Source organism: Photobacterium sp. BZF1 (assembly GCF_014349205.1).
In the GTDB taxonomy this organism is placed as follows: Bacteria; Pseudomonadota; Gammaproteobacteria; order Enterobacterales; family Vibrionaceae; genus Photobacterium.
This window is the reverse complement of sequence record NZ_JACSOF010000031.1, coordinates 13,819-34,973: the sequence shown is the minus strand read 5'-3', so window position 1 is coordinate 34,973 and position 21,155 is coordinate 13,819. Positions and strand designations below refer to the sequence as shown.

General features: G+C 45.2%; 18 protein-coding genes. 5 read left to right on the top strand and 13 right to left on the bottom strand.

Annotation, left to right across the window (positions count from 1 at the left end):
- Positions 1–398: 398 nt before the first annotated feature.
- The 3 genes from BIZ37_RS09095 to BIZ37_RS09085 form a co-directional block, all read right to left on the bottom strand.
- The gene (locus BIZ37_RS09095; protein ID WP_187461224.1) at positions 399–1,034 is read right to left on the bottom strand and encodes a response regulator; all 636 of its coding nucleotides are present in this window, start codon (positions 1,032–1,034) and stop codon (positions 399–401) included.
- 1 nt (position 1,035) lies between these two features.
- Complete coding sequence (locus BIZ37_RS09090; RefSeq protein WP_187461223.1) at positions 1,036–2,433, bottom strand: sensor histidine kinase; 1,398 nt, start codon at positions 2,431–2,433, stop codon at positions 1,036–1,038.
- A gap of 202 nt (positions 2,434–2,635) precedes the next feature.
- Positions 2,636–4,075, bottom strand: coding sequence for a glyceraldehyde-3-phosphate dehydrogenase (locus BIZ37_RS09085; protein ID WP_187461222.1), 1,440 nt, complete (start codon positions 4,073–4,075; stop codon positions 2,636–2,638).
- Positions 4,076–4,472: 397 nt separating this feature from the next.
- On the opposite strand from BIZ37_RS09085, the gene BIZ37_RS09080 reads away from it, so the two are divergent.
- Positions 4,473–6,092: a response regulator gene (locus BIZ37_RS09080; protein WP_187461221.1), complete on the top strand. Its 1,620-nt coding sequence runs from the start codon at positions 4,473–4,475 to the stop codon at positions 6,090–6,092.
- A gap of 89 nt (positions 6,093–6,181) precedes the next feature.
- Here BIZ37_RS09080 and malZ read toward each other — a convergent pair whose 3' ends face one another.
- The 3 genes from malZ to BIZ37_RS09065 all read right to left on the bottom strand — a co-directional run bounded on the left by malZ (position 6,182) and on the right by BIZ37_RS09065 (position 9,760).
- Complete coding sequence (malZ, locus tag BIZ37_RS09075; protein ID WP_187461220.1) at positions 6,182–8,038, bottom strand: maltodextrin glucosidase; 1,857 nt, start codon at positions 8,036–8,038, stop codon at positions 6,182–6,184.
- A gap of 152 nt (positions 8,039–8,190) precedes the next feature.
- Positions 8,191–8,640, bottom strand: a complete 450-nt coding sequence (locus BIZ37_RS09070) for a DUF4174 domain-containing protein (RefSeq protein WP_187461219.1) — start codon at positions 8,638–8,640, stop codon at positions 8,191–8,193.
- Between the two features lie 196 nt (positions 8,641–8,836).
- Complete coding sequence (locus BIZ37_RS09065) at positions 8,837–9,760, bottom strand: LysR family transcriptional regulator (RefSeq protein WP_187461218.1); 924 nt, start codon at positions 9,758–9,760, stop codon at positions 8,837–8,839.
- A gap of 214 nt (positions 9,761–9,974) precedes the next feature.
- On the opposite strand from BIZ37_RS09065, the gene BIZ37_RS09060 reads away from it, so the two are divergent.
- Both BIZ37_RS09060 and tdh read left to right on the top strand, forming a co-directional pair.
- Positions 9,975–11,168, top strand: coding sequence for a glycine C-acetyltransferase (locus tag BIZ37_RS09060; RefSeq protein WP_107298320.1), 1,194 nt, complete (start codon positions 9,975–9,977; stop codon positions 11,166–11,168).
- An 81-nt stretch (positions 11,169–11,249) separates the two neighbouring features.
- Complete coding sequence (gene tdh / locus BIZ37_RS09055) at positions 11,250–12,281, top strand: L-threonine 3-dehydrogenase (protein WP_107298319.1); 1,032 nt, start codon at positions 11,250–11,252, stop codon at positions 12,279–12,281.
- A gap of 87 nt (positions 12,282–12,368) precedes the next feature.
- Here tdh and BIZ37_RS09050 read toward each other — a convergent pair whose 3' ends face one another.
- From BIZ37_RS09050 to dcuC, 4 genes are all read right to left on the bottom strand, one after another.
- Positions 12,369–12,794 (bottom strand): universal stress protein, encoded by a 426-nt coding sequence (locus BIZ37_RS09050; protein ID WP_107298318.1) that lies wholly within the window; start codon positions 12,792–12,794, stop codon positions 12,369–12,371.
- Positions 12,795–12,984: 190 nt separating this feature from the next.
- Positions 12,985–13,137, bottom strand: a complete 153-nt coding sequence (locus BIZ37_RS09045; RefSeq protein ID WP_187461217.1) for a hypothetical protein — start codon at positions 13,135–13,137, stop codon at positions 12,985–12,987.
- Between the two features lie 92 nt (positions 13,138–13,229).
- Positions 13,230–14,225: a phospholipase A gene (locus BIZ37_RS09040; RefSeq protein WP_187461216.1), complete on the bottom strand. Its 996-nt coding sequence runs from the start codon at positions 14,223–14,225 to the stop codon at positions 13,230–13,232.
- A gap of 137 nt (positions 14,226–14,362) precedes the next feature.
- The gene (gene dcuC / locus BIZ37_RS09035) at positions 14,363–15,724 is read right to left on the bottom strand and encodes a C4-dicarboxylate transporter DcuC (RefSeq protein ID WP_187461238.1); all 1,362 of its coding nucleotides are present in this window, start codon (positions 15,722–15,724) and stop codon (positions 14,363–14,365) included.
- A gap of 753 nt (positions 15,725–16,477) precedes the next feature.
- Between dcuC and BIZ37_RS09030 the strand changes: the two genes are divergently transcribed.
- Both BIZ37_RS09030 and BIZ37_RS09025 read left to right on the top strand, forming a co-directional pair.
- Positions 16,478–18,073: an ABC-F family ATPase gene (locus BIZ37_RS09030; protein WP_107298473.1), complete on the top strand. Its 1,596-nt coding sequence runs from the start codon at positions 16,478–16,480 to the stop codon at positions 18,071–18,073.
- 106 nt (positions 18,074–18,179) lie between these two features.
- Complete coding sequence (locus BIZ37_RS09025; protein ID WP_187461215.1) at positions 18,180–18,632, top strand: YaiI/YqxD family protein; 453 nt, start codon at positions 18,180–18,182, stop codon at positions 18,630–18,632.
- A gap of 36 nt (positions 18,633–18,668) precedes the next feature.
- On the opposite strand, the gene BIZ37_RS09020 is transcribed toward BIZ37_RS09025, so the two are convergent.
- From BIZ37_RS09020 to BIZ37_RS09010, 3 genes are all read right to left on the bottom strand, one after another.
- Entirely contained in the window at positions 18,669–19,820 is a 1,152-nt protein-coding gene (locus BIZ37_RS09020) for a ParB/Srx family N-terminal domain-containing protein (protein ID WP_187461214.1), read from the bottom strand.
- A gap of 132 nt (positions 19,821–19,952) precedes the next feature.
- A complete protein-coding gene (locus BIZ37_RS09015) occupies positions 19,953–20,627 on the bottom strand; it encodes a DUF3334 family protein (RefSeq protein ID WP_187461213.1) in 675 nt (224 codons plus the stop codon).
- 143 nt (positions 20,628–20,770) lie between these two features.
- Positions 20,771–21,130: a glutathione S-transferase N-terminal domain-containing protein gene (locus BIZ37_RS09010; protein WP_187461212.1), complete on the bottom strand. Its 360-nt coding sequence runs from the start codon at positions 21,128–21,130 to the stop codon at positions 20,771–20,773.
- Positions 21,131–21,155 lie beyond the last annotated feature (25 nt).

Below are 21,155 nucleotides of genomic sequence, written 5' to 3'. Positions count from 1 at the left end.
AAGGTGAAAGAGAGCATGAAAAACATATATCTCCAGCGACTTTCACTTGCTAGGGATAGGGCGAAAAAGACGACGACAGCGAAAAAAGAAATAGCGAAATATGATAGAAAAACCATGTAGGCAGTTCCTGAGTATACCAATTATCATCAGTTGAAAGCGGAATATATGTAAGGTAATTCCGCTTAACAATATTTTTGATTTATTTTGTAGTCAGGTTCATGGAATTGAAATTATAATAAAACAAATTGAAAAATAGATTTTTCAATGGAAATAATGACTTTCATCAAGGTGTGATAACCCCTACTATCAGATGAATAATATCTGATAGCTGAGGTTATCTTGATTTGTTTTTTTATTATTTGTGATTAAATTAATAAGCGGTAGGTGTTGTGGGTCGTTTATCGATTAACTTGATGACGGAAAATTTGCGCGCCTGCTTTTGACAAACGATAAATTCGATTGTCATCTTGAGTAATTAGCCCTGTTTTCTTGAGTTGCTGGATATGAAAGTTAAGTTTGGTGTGATCTTCAATATCCAATAAATGAAAGATCTCCATGAACTTCAACTCTTTATTATCAGTGAGTTGCTTGATTATTTCGCGACGGATCGGGTTAGAGAGTGCCGAATAAACTTTGTCGAGGTTCAGCTCGCTGTCTTCAGGAAAAAAAGCCTTCTCAGCAATACAACGTTTTACGGTCATCAGCAATTTAGTGCTGCTAAAGGGTTTGGCGATGAAGTCATTCGCCCCTTTTTGCATGGCATCAACCGCGATATCTACCGTTGCGAATGCCGTGATAAGTACGATTGAAAGGTTTGGGTTGAACTGACGCAAGTTGGATATTGCTTCAGTGCCGGTCAAGCCCGGTAGTAAGTAGTCGAGGATAGCAAGATCAAAAATATGCTCTTGGCACAGTGCCATTGCAGGCTCGGCACTTTCTGCTGGGTAAACATCATAGCCGGCATCTTCTAGGATATCGGTGATGTTCTCTCTCAGTAGTTGATCGTCTTCGACAACGAGGATTTTATGGCTCATGTTAGATCTCCTTGGCCAGTGTTGCGGTGACGGTAGTACCAACCCCTTTTGTACTGTTAATCGCAAGCGTTCCTTTTTGGTCTGCTGCAATTTGCGCGCAAATGGCCAATCCTAATCCTGTTCCCTGACCGATAGGTTTGGTGGTGAAAAAAGGTTCAATTGCTTTATTTTGTGTCTGTATATCCATTCCACATCCGTTATCGGTAACTGATAAGAGAATATATTCATACCCATCAATAACCTTTTCTTCGAACTTTATCATAATGTCTTTGTTTTCACCCGAAGCGTCTATTGCATTGCTGACTAAATTGATAATCAGCTCTTCAAGTTTTATTGGGTTGCAGAATAAATAAATAGTGTCACTACCGCAAATAGAAATATTAAAATCCCTGGCTTTGTGAGCCAGTAATTGTAGGGCGGAGCCGATGGCTCGATTAACAAATGTTTTTTGGGTCACTTCTTCTGCAGAGCGTGAATAGTTGAGCAGGGCAGTACAAATTGTTGCGGCTCTATCTATTCCTAACCGGGTTCTTTTTACCAAATCCAATTGCTTTGGCTCAGTTAAGCGGTTTTCTAGCATATCGAGAGAAAGTGTCGATGAGGCAAGGGGGTTATTGATTTCGTGGGCAACGCCGGAAGCTAATTGGCCGATGGCCTTGTACTTATCTGATAAGTACGCTTGATGGAGCTGGGACTCTACCATACGTGCTTTTTCTTTATCGAAGACATTGAGCGCGAGGTAGAGGAACAATAGCAACAGGTAGGCAACACCGACACGCAAGTAAAAGAAACTGCTGTCCATTTCAACAGGGAAGGCACCTGCACTCAGGCTCATGAATAAAAAAGTGTAGCCAGTGTAACGAAAGTATCGACCGTATGCTTTTTTGTCATCGGCTAGTTGGCGACCGTAATTGATCATACAGGCACCGGCGATGAGTGTTGCCGGAAAGGCAAGGATGAATCGGGCGTAGACCTCCAAGCTCGTGATAGCCTCTTTGCTCAACGAAGGGCCAGACAGGCCATTGAGAAAAACGGCCAAATATACGGCAGTAGCGACGAGCAATACAGCCCTCATTATTTGGCGAATCCTTTTGCTTTGGACTACCGTGACCATCCAGGCAAACAGGAGCAGGAAAAGGAAAGCCAAGCTCAGTTTACTTAGCCGCAGCCATTCTACGTAGATGGATTTGGGTTCTTGTATCCGGTCGCCAAATAGGTTGATGTAGAGCTCAGACCACTCGTAGAAGGCATAGGCAAAGCTAAATGCGGCTAGCGCCCACAAGCTATGGGAAATGGTGAGCTTACTGTAGCGAAAGTTACGAAACAAAATGGCGCAGCCGATAGAAAAGAAGGCAAGGCCATAAAACAAGTAGACGAGAAAGGTTGAGAAGTAGCTCATTTCAAACGAGTCCGAAGTGAAGTGCCGCTTCTTGAGGGTATTACGCTTTACGCAATTTAAGCAACCTAAACCGTGTTTACCAAAAAGAAAGCCGCCAGGAAACAGGCGGCAAAAGTGCTAGGAATATTATTGTTGTAGTGGTGGAAGGGAAATAGTCCCAAGCTACCCACTCTCGTCAGTAGCTTGAGGTGATTAGCAAACTCTATTTCACTTCAGGGTAAGTCTTGTAGCGCACACCCATCATTTGTTCCATACAGTGAACAACCTGACAGCTATAGCCAAACTCGTTGTCGTACCAGATATAAAGCACACAGCGTTTGTCCTGGGCTATGGTCGCTGCGCCATCGACCACACCTGCATGGCGGGAGCCAACGATGTCGCATGAAACAATCTCGGTTGATTCTGTATAGTCGATTTGACCAGATAGCGGCGAGTTAAGCGCCATATCACGCAGGTAAGCATTAAGCTCGTCTTTTTCAGCTACGCTGTTTAGGTTGAGGTTTGCGACGGCCATTGAGACGTTCGGGGTCGGTACACGGATCGCATTACCAGTTAGCTTACCAACTAGTTCAGGTAGCGCTTTGGCAACCGCTTTCGCTGCACCGGTAGAGGTCAGAACCATGTTCAGCGAAGCGGATCGACCGCGGCGTTCGCCCTTATGGAAGTTATCAATCAGGTTCTGATCATTAGTGAACGAGTGAACAGTTTCGATGTGACCGGAATCAATGCCGTACTTATCGTTAATCGCTTTCAGGATTGGCGTAATAGCATTGGTGGTACAGCTTGCAGCCGAGACAATGGTGTCATCTTCTTGAATGACTGATTCATTGACCCCGAATACGACATTTTTCAGGTCGCCTTTACCCGGTGCAGTCAGTAGCACTTTTTCTGCGCCGTTGCAGCCTAAGTGCTGGGTTAGTCCTTCTCGGTCTCGCCACATACCGGTGTTATCAACAACAAGTGCGTTATGAATACCGAACGTGGTGTAATCAACTTCAGCTGGGCTATTGGCGTAGATAACCTGGATATAGTTGCCGTTGACGATGATCGCTTTGCGATTTTCATCGACGGTAATACTGCCGTTGAACGGGCCGTGTACCGAGTCACGACGTAGTAAGCTCGCACGTTTTTCCAAGTCGCCATCTTTGCCGCCACGAACCACAATGGCTCTCAGGCGAAGCGGGTAGCCTTGGCCACTTTTCTCTACCAGCAGTCTTGCAAGTAGGCGACCGATACGACCAAAGCCGTAAAGTACTACATCACGGGTTTCAACAGATTGTGTGCTTTTTAGTGACTCCAGTAAAGCAGTCTGTAGGAAGTCGCTGATATTGCTCTCATCTTCATTAGTAGACCAGTAGCTATGGGCTAGCTGACCGACATCGACGCGGCAAGGTGAGAGATCAAGTGTTGCCAGCTCTTGGATCAAAGGCAAGGTTTGGGCTGGCGATAATTCAGAGCCGGTGTAGCGGCGGGAAAGACGGTGGGATTTAACGATATCGATCACTGAGGTATTTACGATTTGCTTGCCGAACATTAAGACTTCAACGCCTTTTTGTCGGTAAAGCTGTCCCAGTATTGGGGAAATAGATTCAGCATTGGTTTGGCTTGTTTGCCAGTCTAGAAGGTATTTTTCTGGACTCATCGTTAGTTAGGACCTTTCACGTTAGGGAAGAGACCGCTGAGCGGTTTGTAATTTTTTTGTTATAGATTTTATGGCGGAAAGTGTAACGTTTGCGTGGTTTTTATCCTAGTAAAATTAACGGGTTAGAAATGTGATCTTGAGCAGGTTGAAACAGTGATGTAACGCAAGCTTTTTGTTGCTGTGATTCTGTGGCCCGTAAAAAATGTTCAGACTTATTTTTGAGCGATAACAAATAGTGTTAGCAATTTGACTCTCAAATTGGTGATTATTCGTAACTGGGAGTTTGCTTCTTATTTTGTTTATTAAAAACATATAGTTACATTTAACGTTTGTTGGTGCGTATCTTGCTTTCTTAAATTAGTCAGCACTTTTAGCCGATAAGATTTACAGGAGTAAGATGGTGGATAAACGTGTAGTAACAGCATCTGAGAAAATTTCCTCGTTATTGTCCTCTTCGGTATTAGGGCTATATCGCCAATTGTTGACCCGCAAGTTCATAATCTTGATGGGTGTTGTATCATTGAGTTTACTATTGATGACTGCATTGTTGATGTTATTGGTTGGAAGTGAAAGCCTACCATCATCAGTATTTATTCTGGTAAAGCTACTTCTCCCGCTGGCTATATTCGTTTTGGTAGCGGGATACCTCTTTCACTCACGGTTAACACGGCCAATTGCTCTAATGGCGGAACAACTTTCCTTAGTTGGGAAAGGTCAGGTAACCCTGCAAGAGTTGACTGATAAAGATTCTGAAATAGGCCATCTTGCGCGACAAATCCAATCTGTCGACTCCAAGCTATTTTATCGTAACAACAAGCTCTTGCAGCTCAATGAAGCGTTGGAACGACAGTCAATCCAACTTAGAAAGGCATATCAGGTAAAGTCTGAGTTTATGGCAAATATGAGCCATGAGCTTCGCACACCGATGAATGGCATTCTAGGCTTCATTCAATGTCTGCAGCAAAAGAACCTGGGTCGGGAGTCAAACCAGCAGGTCGAATATATCAAGGACTCTGCTTTCACCTTACTCACCTTAATAAATGAAGTGCTTAATTTTTCAAGGTTAGAAAGCGACCGGGTTGAGCTCTGTGAAAGTGATTGCAATCTATCTCGTTTGGTTCAATCTTGCGTTAATTCTGTAGCGCAAGAGGCTAGCCTGAAAGGATTGAAAATCGAGGTGAACTTACCGGAAGAAGAGCGCTGCGATGTTCATGCCGATGAGCAGCATTTACGGCAAATATTGACTAATTTACTGAGTAATGCGGTTAAGTTTACAGATCATGGGTTTGTTAAGGTCAGTGTCGATTGGTTGCGAGAACAAGCAAATCAGGTTGAAGTTTGTATCAGGGTGATTGACAGTGGTATCGGCATCTCCGACTCCCAATGCGAGGGAATATTTGAGGCATACAGCCAAGTTGACGGTTCTATCTCTCGTCAATATGGCGGTACGGGGTTAGGGCTTGCAGTGTCGAGCCGTCTCTGTGATTTACTTGGATCCAAATTAAAGGTGGTTAGCCAAAAAGGCGTTGGGAGCGAGTTCTCGTTCCGCTTGAGGTTGAAAAAAGCGTTGAATGCGACTGAGTCCCAGCCGGTTGCTGTTAATAGTGATGAAGTCTGTGATTTATCGAGGTTTTCTCACTGCCGGATACTTGTGGCTGAAGATCAGTACGTTAATCAGCAGCTTGTTATTGCATTTCTCAAATCTATGGGGCTATGCAATATTGATACTGTCGATAATGGTGAAGAGGCGGTTAACTACCTAGATAAACACCTACCGGATCTCATCTTAATGGATTGCCAAATGCCTGTAATGGGAGGGTTGGAAGCAACAAGAAAAATCCGTGAAAAGCAAAACTGTGCGCAGCTTCCTATTATTGCCCTAACGGCCAACGTGCTGGAAAGTGAAAAGCAACAATGCTTTGATGCAGGAATGGATGCGTATTTAGCAAAGCCTATTATCAAAATTAATTTGTTCAGTACGTTGCTTAGTGTGTTGAGTGCAGATCCGGTAAGTTAAAGCCCTTATCAACAGAGCGAATGATAAGGGCTTGATTAATCCTTTAGCTTAGAAGCAATGCTGCTACCCAGCAGGTTATGCACTCAGTGTTATGCGCTTAGTAGTAAGCCTTCTTTGCCTGCTAAGGTGATGCTTAGCTCACCGTCTTTGCACTCCCATTCGTCGCCAGTTAACAGGTCGGTTAACACCTTATCCTCTGGCAAGCCTAATTGCCAAATCGGTAGAGTGATTGCTTTGGAAGAGTCACTATTGTTAATCAGGGTGATTAATTGCTTTCCTTCCAGCTTACGAGCATAAGCCAATTGTTGTTGCTCTGCATGCAGCCATTGGATGCTACCTTCTTGTAACGCCAAATGGGACTTTCGTGTCTCGATAAGCTTACTGACAAAGTCGAAGGTTGAGTTAGGCGATTCTGTACGCTCCCACGGGAAACAGCGACGGTTGTCTGGATCATGTCCGCCTTCTAGCGCAACCTCGGTACCGTAGTAAATACACGGCGTACCTACGAAGGTAAACAGCATCAGCAAGGCAAGCTTCATGGTTTCTTTATCCCCGCCGAGGGTGGTTAAAAAGCGCATGGTATCGTGGCTGTCCAACTGGTTGAGTTGGGCTAACTGGTTATGCCATGGCACTTTGCCACGTACTTCTTCCAGCCATTCGGCGAACACGGCTGCGTCGATTTTACAGTTGTGGTAGGCAATATCTTTGTTGGCAAAGAAGGCACGCACTGGATGGGCAAAACCATAATAATTCATTGCACCATCTTCTTGATCGCCCTCGAGCCAGCTGGAGGCTTCGAAGAAGTGCTCACCCAGTACATAACACTCCGGGTTTACTGATTTCGCCGCGTTACGGAAGGCTTTGACATAATGGGCATTGTTCGCCGCACCCACACCTTCGCCCAGCATATGGATGACATCAAAGCGCCAGCCGTCGATGTTGTAAGGTGGACGGAGCCATTGCTTGATGACGGCATCCTCACCAGCATAGATATAATCTTGCACTTCAGGATTTGAGAAATTGAGCTTTGGCAGCGTATCAATACCTTTCCAACTAATGTAGTTGTCACTATCACCATCGAATTGGTAATAGCCGCGGAAAGGGGAGTCTGGATTGCCAAATGCGCCTACAGTTTCTTGCGGTTGTTGGTAGCGGTTAAACCAAGGGTGATTGACAGAAGTGTGGTTATAGACGGCATCCAACACAATTTTCATATCGCGTTGGTGCAAGTTGGCTACCATCTTGCCGAACTGTTCGTTGGTGCCCAGGTGTGGGTCGATACGGGTGTAGTCGGTGGTATCGTATTTATGATTGCTTGGCGCTTGGAAGATAGGGTTTAGGTAAAGCGCTGTGACCCCTAGAGATTGTAGGTAGTCCAACTTATCTTCGATGCCCTTTAGGTCACCGCCATAAAACTCATTCGGCCCGTTGCTGTCATGAGAATCTGAGACCGGCATACCCCATTCTTTGGCGATAGTGGGTTTCTCACCACCATTTAGGCAATACTCATTATCTTCCACACTGATTGATGGGTCACCGTTGTTAAAACGGTCTGGGAAAATTTGGTAGAAGACCTGGTTTTTGACCCATTGAGGAGGTTGGTGCTGGGCGTTGTACTTGAAATGGGATTCCCGCCCCGGCATTCGGGGGCTGATCCCTTTACTGTCTAACCACCATTGGCGGCTGTTCTGCATGACTTTAAAGCAGTAATGGGTCAATGCTTTGTCTTGGTTAAGCGGGATTTGCCCGTGCCAATATTGGAGTCGGCCATCGGTTCTCCCTTTTTCCATATCTATCAGCATTTCTTCGTTGTCTGGCTCGCAGCGAATGAAAATAGTGGAAATTAGGGTGTCAGCTTCACTGGCAATGGTCAGAGTTAGGGTGCTCTCTGACGCAGTAACCCACTGTTTGTCCTGTCCGTGGTAAAAAAAAGGCTTAGTCGTCATTGTTATTCCGCCCTCAGAAGTCGATGTTGTCATTACCATAATGCTTTTATTGCAAAAATGAATCCTCCCGATTCAAAAAATTCAGGCGTAGGCGGGGGCGTAGAGTGAAATGTCTGTTAAGTCGTATTTTTGCAGTAAGTGACTGACCGCTGCTAGATAGAGCAGCGGCTATTTGAGGTGTATGCGATTTCTTTCTTGCGCATTGGCATACTGTCGACGAGCTGGGTGATGTGCTGCCAATTGGTTTGCTCGTTCCAGCGGTATTTTTCCAGACCATCTTTGCCGATCAGGATAGCGGTATGTTTGTTGCGGGAAACCTTATAGAGCTTTTCTAACCGGACGATATCTTCTGGGCTGAAAACATCCGAAGGCTTGTTGAAACCATCTTTGGTCATTACAACAACGACAATATCCCGCTCTTGCAACATACAATCATGCATCAAGGATTCTTTGATGAAGGTATTGACGTGTTGGTCTTTTTCCGGTGCGAAGTAGAGAATACTTCGATGGTTCCAGTGCATGGACCCCATAGGATAGGAGAGTGCGTTGGCACTAAATACCAATACGATCGTCGCTAACAGATTTTGAAACAGCTTACTCATTGTCGTCTTCCTTCCTAGTGGTACGGTGGAAAGCCGGTGATGGCGCTGGGTAATCTTCAACGCTGCTGCCAATAACTAACGACATACTTGTCGGATTGGATCAAAGGTGCAAATCTTGTCTCATTGTTGTGCTTATTAGTATATACCAAGTGCCGAAGGGCAGGGGAAGCGGGAGGGAGCACTCCCACTTCAGGGGTTATGAAACGGTATACTTCGCCATATGCTCGGCAACATAGTCGATAAATACACGGAGGCGGGCAGGCATGAATTTGGTCTGGGCGAATTGCAAGGCAATATCACCCTGGTAATTACCTTTAATAGTCCAATCTTCCAGTACCGGCTTGACCTTATTTTCTTTGAGGGCCTGTTTGATAACAAAGTCGGGGAAAATGCCTATCCCTAAGCCATCCATCACTCCCTGTAGCCGCATCTGGGAATGGTTTACAGCGTAGCGTCCCGTGACGTGGATAGTGTGCATTTCTCCGTCTTTGACGAAATCCCAGATATGGTCGGTGGTCGTTTCGCCTAGGTAGAGGCAGTCATGGTCCAACAGTTCCGTTGGGTGAGTAGGTGTGCCTCGCTGCTCGAGGTAGTCTGGGCTAGCACACAGACTTAAACTGACTTTGCCCAGCTGCTTGAGCACCAAGCCTTCGGTGGGCTTTTCTGTAAGGCGGAACACGACGTCGATGCCTTCTGAGATAAGGTCTATATCGCCATCCCTTGCTTTGAGTTTTAGCTCGATATCAGGGTATTGGGTCAAGAAAGGCAGGACCATAGGTTGCAGGACGATACTCAAAAAGGCTTTCGGCGCTGCGACAGTGACTGAGCCTGAAGGCGTTTCGTGCTCTGAACTGGTGAACTCGACCACTTGCTTGGTCGCTTCCAGCAGCGAACAGCATTGATCGTAGATCCCCTTGCCCGACTGGGTGATGACCAATTTGCGGGTAGTACGCTCGAGCAGCTTGGTTGATAAGGTCTGTTCCAATCGGGAAAGCTGTTTGCTCAAAGCCGAAGGGGTGACACCAAGCTTTCTTGCTGCAGCAGTAAAGCTGCCTTCATCAACAACTATTTTAAAGACTGCCAATTCAGGCATTAAGGCGATTAGTTTATTTGTGTCCATAATTCACGAGACCTTTTCCACGAGAGGGGATAATAGTCTGAATGCTCTTTGATTAGAATGGCTGTAGTTCAAAGATCCTGTGAAATTGCATTAATTGCAGGTAAATCACCTAATCTATAAATGGAAATATTGCTCAAATAGGCGTTTTGCACGCGTATTTGTGCTGGTTGTCAATCGGTGGCGACTGGCAAACGATATTATTGTGAGGAACATCATGTCTGCCGCATTCTATGATCAAATCAAACAGCAAATAGAAGAAGTAAAAGCTGAAGGTCTGTACAAATCTGAGCGTGTAATTACATCTCAGCAAAAAGCTGCTGTTGAAATCAGCACGGGTGAAGAAGTACTTAACTTCTGTGCCAACAACTACCTTGGTCTTGCTAACCACCCTGAGCTAATCAAAGCAGGTCAGGAAGGTATGGATAAGCACGGCTTCGGTATGGCATCTGTTCGCTTTATCTGTGGTACTCAAGACATCCACAAAGAGCTTGAGCAGAAACTATCTGAATTCCTAGGTAAAGAAGATACTATTCTTTACACATCTTGCTTCGATGCTAACGCTGGCCTGTTCGAAACTATTTTGGGCAAAGAAGATGCGATCATCTCTGACGCATTGAACCATGCCTCAATCATCGACGGTGTTCGTCTATGTAAAGCAATGCGCTTCCGTTACGCGAACAACAACATGGAAGAGCTTGAGCAGCAGCTGATTGCCGCTAAAGAAGCGGGTGCCCGCAATACGCTTATCGTAACTGACGGCGTATTCTCTATGGACGGTGTTGTTGCCAACCTACCTGCAATCTGTGACCTAGCTGACAAGTACGGTGCACTAGTGATGGTTGATGACTCTCACGCTGTAGGCTTTATGGGTAAAACCGGTGCTGGTACGCACGAGTTCCACGATGTTGTTGACCGTATCGACATCATCACCGGTACCCTAGGTAAGGCAATGGGGGGCGCTTCAGGCGGTTACACTTCTGGTAAGAAAGAAGTCATCGACTGGCTACGTCAGCGTTCTCGTCCGTACCTATTCTCTAACTCTGTTGCGCCGGCTATCGTTAACGCTTCAATCCGCGTAATCGACCTGCTGAAAGAAAGCGGTGACCTACGTGATCGCCTATGGTCAAACTCTGAGCACTTCCGTACACGTATGGAAGCGGCTGGCTTCACTATGGGCGGTGCTGACCACGCTATCATCCCAATCATGCTGGGTGATGCAAAAGTTGCGGCTGAATTTGCCGAGCGTGCACTTGCGAAAGGTATCTACGTTATTGGTTTCTCTTTCCCTGTTGTACCAAAAGGCCAAGCACGTATCCGTACTCAGATGTCAGCGGCTCACTCTCCAGAGCAACTAGACAAAGCTATCGATGCCTTCATTGAAGTGGGCAAAGACATGGGCATCATTTAAGTCCATATTCCCAGTAGTTCAAGGGCAAAGGGCTGGCAATGTATCAGCCCTTGCAATTCTACCCTGCAGTAGGAACAAATAATGAAAATCAAAGCACTTTCGAAACTAAAGCCTGAACAAGGCATTTGGATGACCGAAGTGGACAAGCCTGAGCTTGGCCATAACGATCTACTTATCCGCATCAAGAAAACGGCTATCTGTGGTACAGACGTACACATCTACAACTGGGATGAGTGGTCACAGAAGACAATTCCTGTCCCTATGGTTGTTGGTCACGAGTATGTGGGTGAAGTTGTAGGCATTGGCCAGGAAGTCCGTGGCTTTGAAATTGGCGACCGCGTATCGGGCGAAGGTCACATCACATGTGGTCACTGTCGTAACTGCCGTGGTGGCCGTACTCACCTTTGCCGCAACACTACAGGTGTTGGTGTAAACCGTGAAGGTGCTTTCGCTGAATACCTAGTGATCCCTGCGTTCAACGCATTCAAGATCCCTGAAGGTATCTCTGACGACCTAGCGTCTATCTTTGACCCGTTCGGTAACGCAGTACACACTGCATTGTCTTTCGACCTTGTTGGTGAAGACGTACTGATCACAGGTGCTGGCCCAATCGGTATCATGGCAGCTGCAGTTGCTAAGCACGTTGGTGCACGACACGTTGTGATCACTGATGTGAACGAATACCGCTTGGATCTTGCCCGTCAGATGGGCGTTACCCGTGCAGTAAACGTTGCGGAAGAGAAGCTAGAAGACGTTATGGCTGAGCTAGGCATGACCGAAGGCTTCGATGTTGGCCTAGAGATGTCTGGTGTGCCTTCTGCATTTAACAGCATGCTAACTAGCATGAACCACGGTGGTAAGATTGCCCTGCTAGGTATTCCACCATCAGACATGGGTATCGACTGGAACCAGGTGATCTTCAAAGGCTTGATCATCAAGGGTATCTACGGTCGTGAAATGTTCGAAACCTGGTACAAGATGGCAAGCTTGATTCAGTCAGGTCTGGATCTAACGCCAATCATCACTCACCACTACAAGATTGATGATTTCCAGGAAGGCTTCGACATTATGCGTTCTGGAATGTCAGGCAAGGTTATCCTAGATTGGGAATAATCCTTACCGGATAGAGAAAAACGGGCTTTCGAGCCCGTTTTTTATTTGGTCATAACGAATAGTGACTAAATGGCCTGATAATACCCATTATATTTTTAGCAATAGAAGGTCACATGGCATATTGCGTACTAGTGCTGCGGCTTCAGAGAAGATTTGGGTGAATGCGTTGGTTTTGTGGTGGCCCATGAGTAGCAGGTCAACATTGTGCTCTTTGATACTGTAACGAATTTCGTTTTCAACCACACCACAACATACTAGATATTTATCAACTGCGACTTGCATATTTTGGATCTGTTTTTTCATCTCATCAACAGATGCATGTAATTCTTTTTTTTCGTAGTCGTCGAGATTAATATCCAAAATACCAAAATCGTAATCTTCAAAATCCATGTTGACATGAATAATGTTGAGTTTGGCGTCTGGGAATGCAGTAGCGACTTCTTCGGCTTTTTTTAGTACGGCCTCGGTATTATCATCGAAGTCTAGTGCTAACATGATGTTTTTGTAACTCATAATTCACTCCTTATCATATAGAACGCAGCCCTAGCGAAAACGTAAATCAACAGGATAATGCTAGGTGCTTATTTTGTTGGCTTTTCAAACCATTAAGGCCAACACGCCTAAAAACAGAGTTAGTAGTCCGGTAAATTCAGACGACCAGAGATCATTTAGGCGCTTGAACATATTCATTTCCATCGAAACCTCAAAAAAAGAAAAGCAGTAGAAAGGCAAAGGTTAGGAGGGGAGGAATATAATGATGAGAATGACTGGATCTTTCCTTCAAACCTAATGCTTCGGCTTCAGCTTGATTAAGGTTAAATTCAATTTGTTCACAGTATTCATCTAATTCGTGCATAACCACCTCCGTTTCAGTAATTAAAGTCTACTGCTGGAGGTGGTTCACTTAAACTCAATAAAAATTAATGGGGGTTCAGGCTGGCTTAACTGTTATATCCAGTCATAAATCAACAGCCCAAGGCTAATTCGGTTGGTGTAATGGTCATAGTCGATAAGGCTTTCACCATAGCCGTTGTAGTATTGCAAATAGAGCTTAACGGTCTCGTAGACAGGGAAGGCCCAACTTAGCTCAACAGCCCCTTTGTTATCGCTGGTGCGGAAGTTATTTCGCAGCAGGATGCTCATTAAATGCCCATCACTTTTATAGCTCAAGCGGTAGTTGCCGTAACCTAGGTATTTATCAATGTCCGGATTGTCATCGTCATCAGCATCTTCTGGCAGTCGGTACCAAGGCTGGATTGATAACAGGAAGTTGCCTTTAGTGAGTTCAAAATTGGCATATATCCGGTTCCAACTGCGCGATAGCGGTTCAGAGCGCCCATTGGATTGATGTATCAAACCAAAATCAGTGGCAATTAGTTGAAAGCCGAACACGTCATAATTGGAATAGTAACTGACAAAAACTTCAGGGCTGTAGTTAGTTTCCCGGAATGGTGCGGATTCACCTGAATTATAGAGTTGCCACCATGCAGTTTGGGTATAGCCAAACCACACATCCCAGTTATCTTTGTACAGGTTATCCCAGAGCTTTATTTTGCCGCTTATCTGAAATTTGACCTCAAGGTTATCCATTTCTGAACCTGGCCTAAGTTGTTGCCAGACTTCTTCATTAGGTTTGTCGTTATAAGATGCCGGCAATATATAGCTGGGCTCATGGGGCGTTAAACGAAACAGTTCTCGTTGGTTAAAGTAATGGCTAATTCCGCTAATGGACATTTCATCTAGGTTGAAATCGTCTGGCTGCTTATCTGCAGCTTGTCCATCTGTAGCAAGTGAGGGGTTTTCCATTGAGCGAGATAGCGAATCATAACAAGCTAACCGCTCGGTATCGTCAGTAATACTGTGGCAGTCTTGTGCAGCATAGCTTGATACCGGCAGTAAGGTAGCCATTGGCAGTATGGTGTATAAGGGGGATAACTTTAGCATCGCTCATCCTTTAGCAAATATCTGTATCAAACTTAGTTCGAAAAGGAAGGCAACACAAAGCGAGGTAGCTGATAATTCGTAAAAAAACGGGCTAGATAGCCCGTTTAATTCATTGAATGTGTAGTTCTGAGCCAGTATTAGCCCAGCATAGCACTCATTGCAACAAGGGTAACCAAACCACCCATCATAGGAATAGCAGTACGCTTCACCAGTTCAATAGGAGAGATACCAGCAACGCCTGCACAGGCAATAACAACGCCGGCAACAGGTGAGAATGAACGGAAGATACCTGAAGACAGCTGCATTGGTAGAGCAAAGGCGGCAGTAGATACGCCTAGTGTCCCTGCAATCTGTGGTGCCAGATCCGAGAAGCTGAAGAATGGCGCGTTACCCGAACCTGATAGTAGCGCTGTTGCACCAATGATGGTGACCATAACAATGATCATCGGAAGGTAACCAAGACCGGCTGTCGATGTTGCACCTAGCAACATGCCGATAAAACCAATGGTGCTCAAACCGACAACAAAGGTTTGTGCAGCAATGATTAGCGATACAACGCTAGCGAATGCTTTGCCCATACCATCTAGGAAGATCTTCAATGAAGCTGCTACTTTCTTGCCGTCACGGTTAACGATGAAATCACATACCATAGCGATGAACAAGCTGGTGAACATCGCTGTTACAACATCGACTTTAATCCAGGAGATAGCGAAGTTACTAAATGTTAGTAGCATCAGTAGTGGTAGGATAGGAAGAATTGCAAACCACTTAGGCGCCTCAACCGTTTCTTGCTCAACTTCTTTTAGCTCGTGAGTGACGCCATTTTCTGCATCTTTCTTGTCGAACCAGCGCTGGCAGAAGAAGTGAAGAACCGCGATGACAGCCATGATCACTGGGGCAACAACGATCTGGTGGTTAACAAAGTAAGTTGCAGCATCAATACCGATAACTTCTGCAGCTTTCAGCGAGTTTCCTGAGGCTGGGCCAAGGTCCAAACAAGCGGTTGTGGCTAGTACAGCCGCCGTAGAAGCAGGCGTACAGCCGATACGAACCAATACTGGGTACATGGCAACAAGGAGTAGCATTGCCAGGCCAACAGCAGATGGGATAAAGATGTTGATGATCTGGCCAAGTACGTAGGTAAGAGCAAGAACAACATAAGGGCTCTTGATCAATGAAAGCGGCTTGGTTGAAACCTGTACCATGGCATTGGCGGCACCAATGTGGTTCATGTAACTAGAGAAACCCGCCACACTCATAATGATCAAACCAAGGTTAGCAACCGTGGATGATGAAAGTGCTTTAATAACAAGGAAGAAGTCAAAAACAATGGCACCAGATGAATTAGTACCAGAAGGCAGGAAATCGCTATTACCGGCAGCGACACCGATAAGGATCATTAATAGACCGGCTGCAAAAAGCGCGGCTTGCGTGTTGTATTTCTTAACAATCAAATAACCCGCACCAAATATGATGGGTAGCGATAGCAATGGGATAATCATGTTTATTCTCGCAAAATATAAATAGGTACAGAATGTTGATGGTTGATAATCAAAATATGTATATGAGCGTTATTAAATAAAAATCACCAACAACCTTGAATCTATTAACATCCCTGTATCAAATGTTGCTCCTGCAACCCATAGATCCATGATTTCCTTGCTGCATCTGACATCTAACTTAACTGCAAAAACGAAGATGTGATTGACGCTAGCATAATGGAAATAGACAAACTGATTTCAAACTTAGAAATTGATTTAACGAATGCCTGACATAATCTTACTGAAAAGAGTTATTGAAAGAAGGAATACGTCATGCTTGTTGAGACCTAGGTCATATTGAGCACTGTAACAAAACATGTCGCGAGATGAATGATGAAATATCAGTAAATGGTTTTGATGTAATTAAAGTAATATAAAAACAAATTAATAATAAAATAAGCGTATTTGTTTTATATTTCACCTAATTGTTAATGATGCTTAATTGATTAAGCGAGAAGGGTAACATTCAGTTCTTAATCGTATTGTCCTGAGAACTTGGTTTATATTCAACTGGTTTCTATTCTGAGGTTGGGTTTTGTGAGGTAGGTTTTTGATTTCTAGTGACGGGGTAACGGTGTGGTGCTATTAAGCATTGAAATCAACCCGTGATGAAGTTCACAAAAGCTGTTATACTCCGCGTACATGGTGAGGAAGTCGTCTTTAATGGCGGCTTTTTTATTGCTTGATAGACATCATTATTGGAACAGTACATTGATTTCAACAGCTAATATCACAATGCAGTTCGGCGACAAGCCACTGTTTGAGAATATCTCAGTTAAATTTGGTGGTGGTAACCGCTATGGCCTAATCGGAGCGAACGGCTGTGGTAAGTCTACCTTCATGAAAATCCTTGGCGGCGAACTAGAGCAGTCAGGAGGTACTGTTTCACTTGACCCTAACGAACGTATGGCAAAGTTAGGTCAGGATCAGTTCGCTTATGAAGAATACTCTGTGGTTGATACTGTCATCATGGGCCACAAAGAGCTTTGGAAAGTCAAAGAAGAACGTGACCGCATTTACGCATTGCCTGAAATGTCTGACGAAGACGGTATGCGTGTAGGCGACCTTGAGACTGAGTTCGCCGAAATGGACGGTTACTCAGCTGAAGCGCGTGCAGGTGAACTTCTACTTGGTCTTGGTATTCCTGAAGAGCAGCATTTTGGCCTAATGAGTGCCGTTGCGCCAGGCCTTAAAGTACGAGTTCTTCTTGCTCAGGTGCTGTTTGCTGACCCAGACATCATGCTACTTGACGAACCAACCAACAACTTGGATATCCATACAATCAGCTGGTTGGAAGAAGTTCTTTTGGCGCGTAACTGCACCATGATCATCATCTCGCACGACCGCCACTTCCTAAACAGTGTTTGTACGCACATGGCTGACCTTGATTACGGTGAACTTCGCCTATTCGCTGGTAACTATGATGAGTACATGATTGCTGCGGAACAGGCTCGTGAGCGCCTGCATGCAGACAATGCCAAGAAGAAAGCACAGATCGCTGAGCTACAAACCTTTGTGAGCCGCTTCTCTGCTAACGCATCTAAAGCGAAGCAAGCGACATCTCGTCAGAAACAACTTGATAAAATTCAGCTAGATGAAGTGAAAGCATCGAGCCGCCAATCACCGTTTATCCGTTTTGACCAGGAAAAAGAGCTTTTCCGTAACGCATTGGAAGTTGAAGGCCTGAAGCAGGGCTACGGTGACAACATTCTGATCAACGGTGTGAAGATGTTGGTTGAAGTTGGTGAGCGTATCGCGATCATCGGTGAGAACGGTATTGGTAAATCGACTCTTCTAAATACCCTTGCTGGTGCAATGGAGCCGATGGACGGCATGGTGAAGTGGTCAGAAAACAATAACATTGGTTTCTACGCTCAGGACCACAGTGCTGACTTCGAAGAAGATATGACACTGCTTGAGTGGATGGGTCAATGGAAGAAAGACGGCGACGATGAGCAAACTGTTCGTGGTATTCTTGGCCGTATGTTGTTCTCACAAAATGACATCAAGAAGTCTGTGAAAGTAATTTCTGGTGGTGAGCAAGGTCGTATGCTGTTTGGTAAGCTGATTATGCAAAAGCCAAACATCCTACTGATGGATGAACCAACTAACCACATGGATATGGAATCGATCGAGTCATTGAACTTGGCGCTTGAAAACTTCAAGGGTACCCTGATGTTCGTTTCCCACGACCGCCAGTTCGTATCTTCGATTGCGACACGTATCCTTGAAATTACCAAAGACGGTGTTGAAGATTTCCACGGTACCTATGACGAGTACCTAGCGAAGAAAGGCCTGAACGGCTAAACACGTTACTGGATACATATTGTGCTAAAAGCCGCCGGGTAGAGGCGGCTTTTTGTTATATTACGGTAATGAAGCTAACTGCGTTCAATACATAGAAGGAAGAAAAATGAAGATTTGGGTCGACGCTGATGCTTGTCCTAATGTCGTTAAGGAAATTTTGTTCCGTGCCGCAAACCGGGTAGGGGTGGCTGTTACCTTGGTGGCAAACCAGTTTATCCGCGTACCACCTTCACCGCATATTAAGTCAATTCAGGTCGAATCTGGATTTGATGTGGCTGACAACTACATTGTTCAGCAAGCAGAGCCAGGCGATCTGGTCATAACGGCCGATATCCCGCTTGCCGATGAAGTGATCACCAAGGGAGCCCACGCCCTGAACCCTCGCGGTGAGATGTACACCAAAGATACCATTAAGCAGCGCCTTCAAATGCGTGATTTTATGGAAACAATGAGAAGCTCTGGTGTACAAACAGGCGGCCCTGCGCCATTGAGTCAGGCCGATAGGCAGAACTTTGCCAACAAGCTTGATGCGTTTTTGGCGAAGAATCACCGTAAGTAACGGTTACTAAACGCGCAGTATGATTGGGCGGAGAGGCTACTCATTAGTTTCACCGTCCTTGTCTGATTTCTCTTTGTCGCTTTCGGTTTGTTTCTCTTTTCCATCTTCAGCGTCTTTATCGACTTCAGCTTTTTCTTCGTTAGCTTTTTTCTCCTGCTCTTGTTTTTCTAGCTCTTCTTTCTCTTTCTGGGCTTCTTGTTCCTCAAGCACCGCTTTAGGTGTTGATTTCTCTTTCTTTTCTAAGCGGTAGGCAAGGGCCAATCCAAAGGCCGAATTTTCGTTGGTAACTAACTCTTCAAGCGCTTTGCTGTCGACTTGATCTAATTGGCCCATTTCACTTGCACTGCGCTTGGATTTTCCGATCACTTCATCATCGGGAAGATCAACCATGATGGTGGCGGCTTCAGTTAAGGCGGTTGCATATTCTTCCGGATCGTTAAGATCGTAATCGGTGATTTTCATATGCTGGCGCAGCTCCAGCGCCCAATTAAGAGCAAGAAAAGGGACTGAAGCGGTTTTGTTGTCTTTGCCATCAGGTTTGGGTGGTTTGTAACTGATGCCATTAAGGAAATTTACCAGTGAGAGGTATTTATCATGCTTTAGCTGCTTCATGCCGATGTATTCAGGCAGATCATCGGGTTTTATCTTTTTCCCTTTCTCATTGACCAACCAAACCTCATTGTCATTGTTCATTTCGGCCCAGAAATCGTCACCGGAACCCAATAGGTTGTGATTGACTTTAACGGTGATTGGAACGCTGGTCCCACCATTGGGCATATCCCAGAATGTCGATAGTAGTGTAAGGCCCTCAGTCAGGTAGAGCACTCCTTCTTCTGGGCCAATAACAACAGTACTTAGTACATCAGTATCTTGGCCTGCTTTACCAGTGCATTGATAGGTTTCAGGATCAGTCGGTATGGAATTGTCATCCCACTTTTTAACACCTTTGGCACCGTTAACCCTACACAGGTCGTTATACATATTCTTGAGATCAGCTTTATATCGCTGCAGGTTGGCAAAGATTTGATCGTAATCGAGGACAGCCTGGGTTGGCAGGAGTTGATCTAAAGGGATGGTAATCGAGTCACCGTTTTCCAGCTCGCTATAGTTGATCTTCTCTGCGTGCAAGAGAGAAGGGGTACACAGAATCGCACCTAGAATAAGTGAGCAACAACGCTGACGATACATAAACACAGCCTCAAACCTTTTTTTAACTCAGTCTAGCAAAGCTGAGCGGAAGCATATGTTTCATCAGTGAGTGGTGTTGCCCCAAGAGGTCAAATAGCCAGTTGGGGCGAAGTGAAAGTGTACAGAGAAGGATTAGATGCCGAGTTCGTCGAGGAGGTCCAGATCAACCTCTGCTGCCTTGGTTTCAGTTTTTGGCCGAGGCTGACTTTGTGCGGCTTCGATAATGCTGTCGGGATCGCAGTCTTCAGCTTGGTCAAACTCTTCCAATTGGATAAACTCAGTTTTGTCCATGGCCAGTTCAAGGTAGAAGATGTTGTTATTATCAGTTGTAAAACTGACACGCCTTGCCTGAGGACGGTCTAGGTTAGTGTCAACGGACAGTAAAACCTGTTTGTTCAGCGCTAGCATTTTAGGCTGGTTCTGAGTGATTGATACCTGAAGTTCACGGCGAATTTTGCCGGTGAAATCTCCCACTACCTGATTCATCAATTCACCCAGGACATCGGCAACCTCGTCTGATGTATGGTGAATAGCCAGATCATCTGCCGACATGCCCATCTTGAGCATGTATTCTTGGTAGAGTTCGAGGGCTGCCTGGTGAGAAAAATTGGCGACAACCAGCCCGGTAAAACCACCATCAAAAAGAACGAAGCAGCCGATATCTGGCTTTAGGCTGGTCTTGTTGATTTTTTGCACCATTGCAGAGTAACTAACTTGGCTGTCGGTTGCTGCTGATAGTACGCCTGAAAATGACTGGCAAAGCTTAAGTAAGATATCGTCGGTAGTGATGACTTTGGTTTTTTTCATTAGGCTAGAGTGCTGCTGTGTAAAAGAAAGAAAAGTGTGACATTAAAAGCAGGGAATTGCACAACCTATGGCTTAGGGGCTTGAGCTGGCTCACTTTTTCAACCCATAAGCCATGGTGTGATACCTTTTAGGGATGTGTAGGGTTAGGCGAAACGTTGTTCTAGGTATTGGATGATATCGTTAGATTCATACATCCAGGTAACATCGCCAGCTTCATCTTCGATACGTAAGCAAGGCACTTTACGTTTACCGCCGCCATTAATAAGGGCTTGCTCATTATCAGGCTTTTTGGCATCAACAGTCTCTAGTGGTAGGTTCATTTTCTTCGCTGCTCGGCGAACCTTCACACAGAAAGGGCAGGACTCAAATTGGTAGAGCGACATCGACTCCAACTCTTTGTTGATGCGTTGTTGTTCTTCAGTGCTGCGTTGCTGAGGCTTGGGAGAAAAAACGGCATTGAGCAATAAAATAAGCTTGCCAAGAACAAGGCGGATAACTTTCATTGTAATTAATTCCTTTAGATTTATA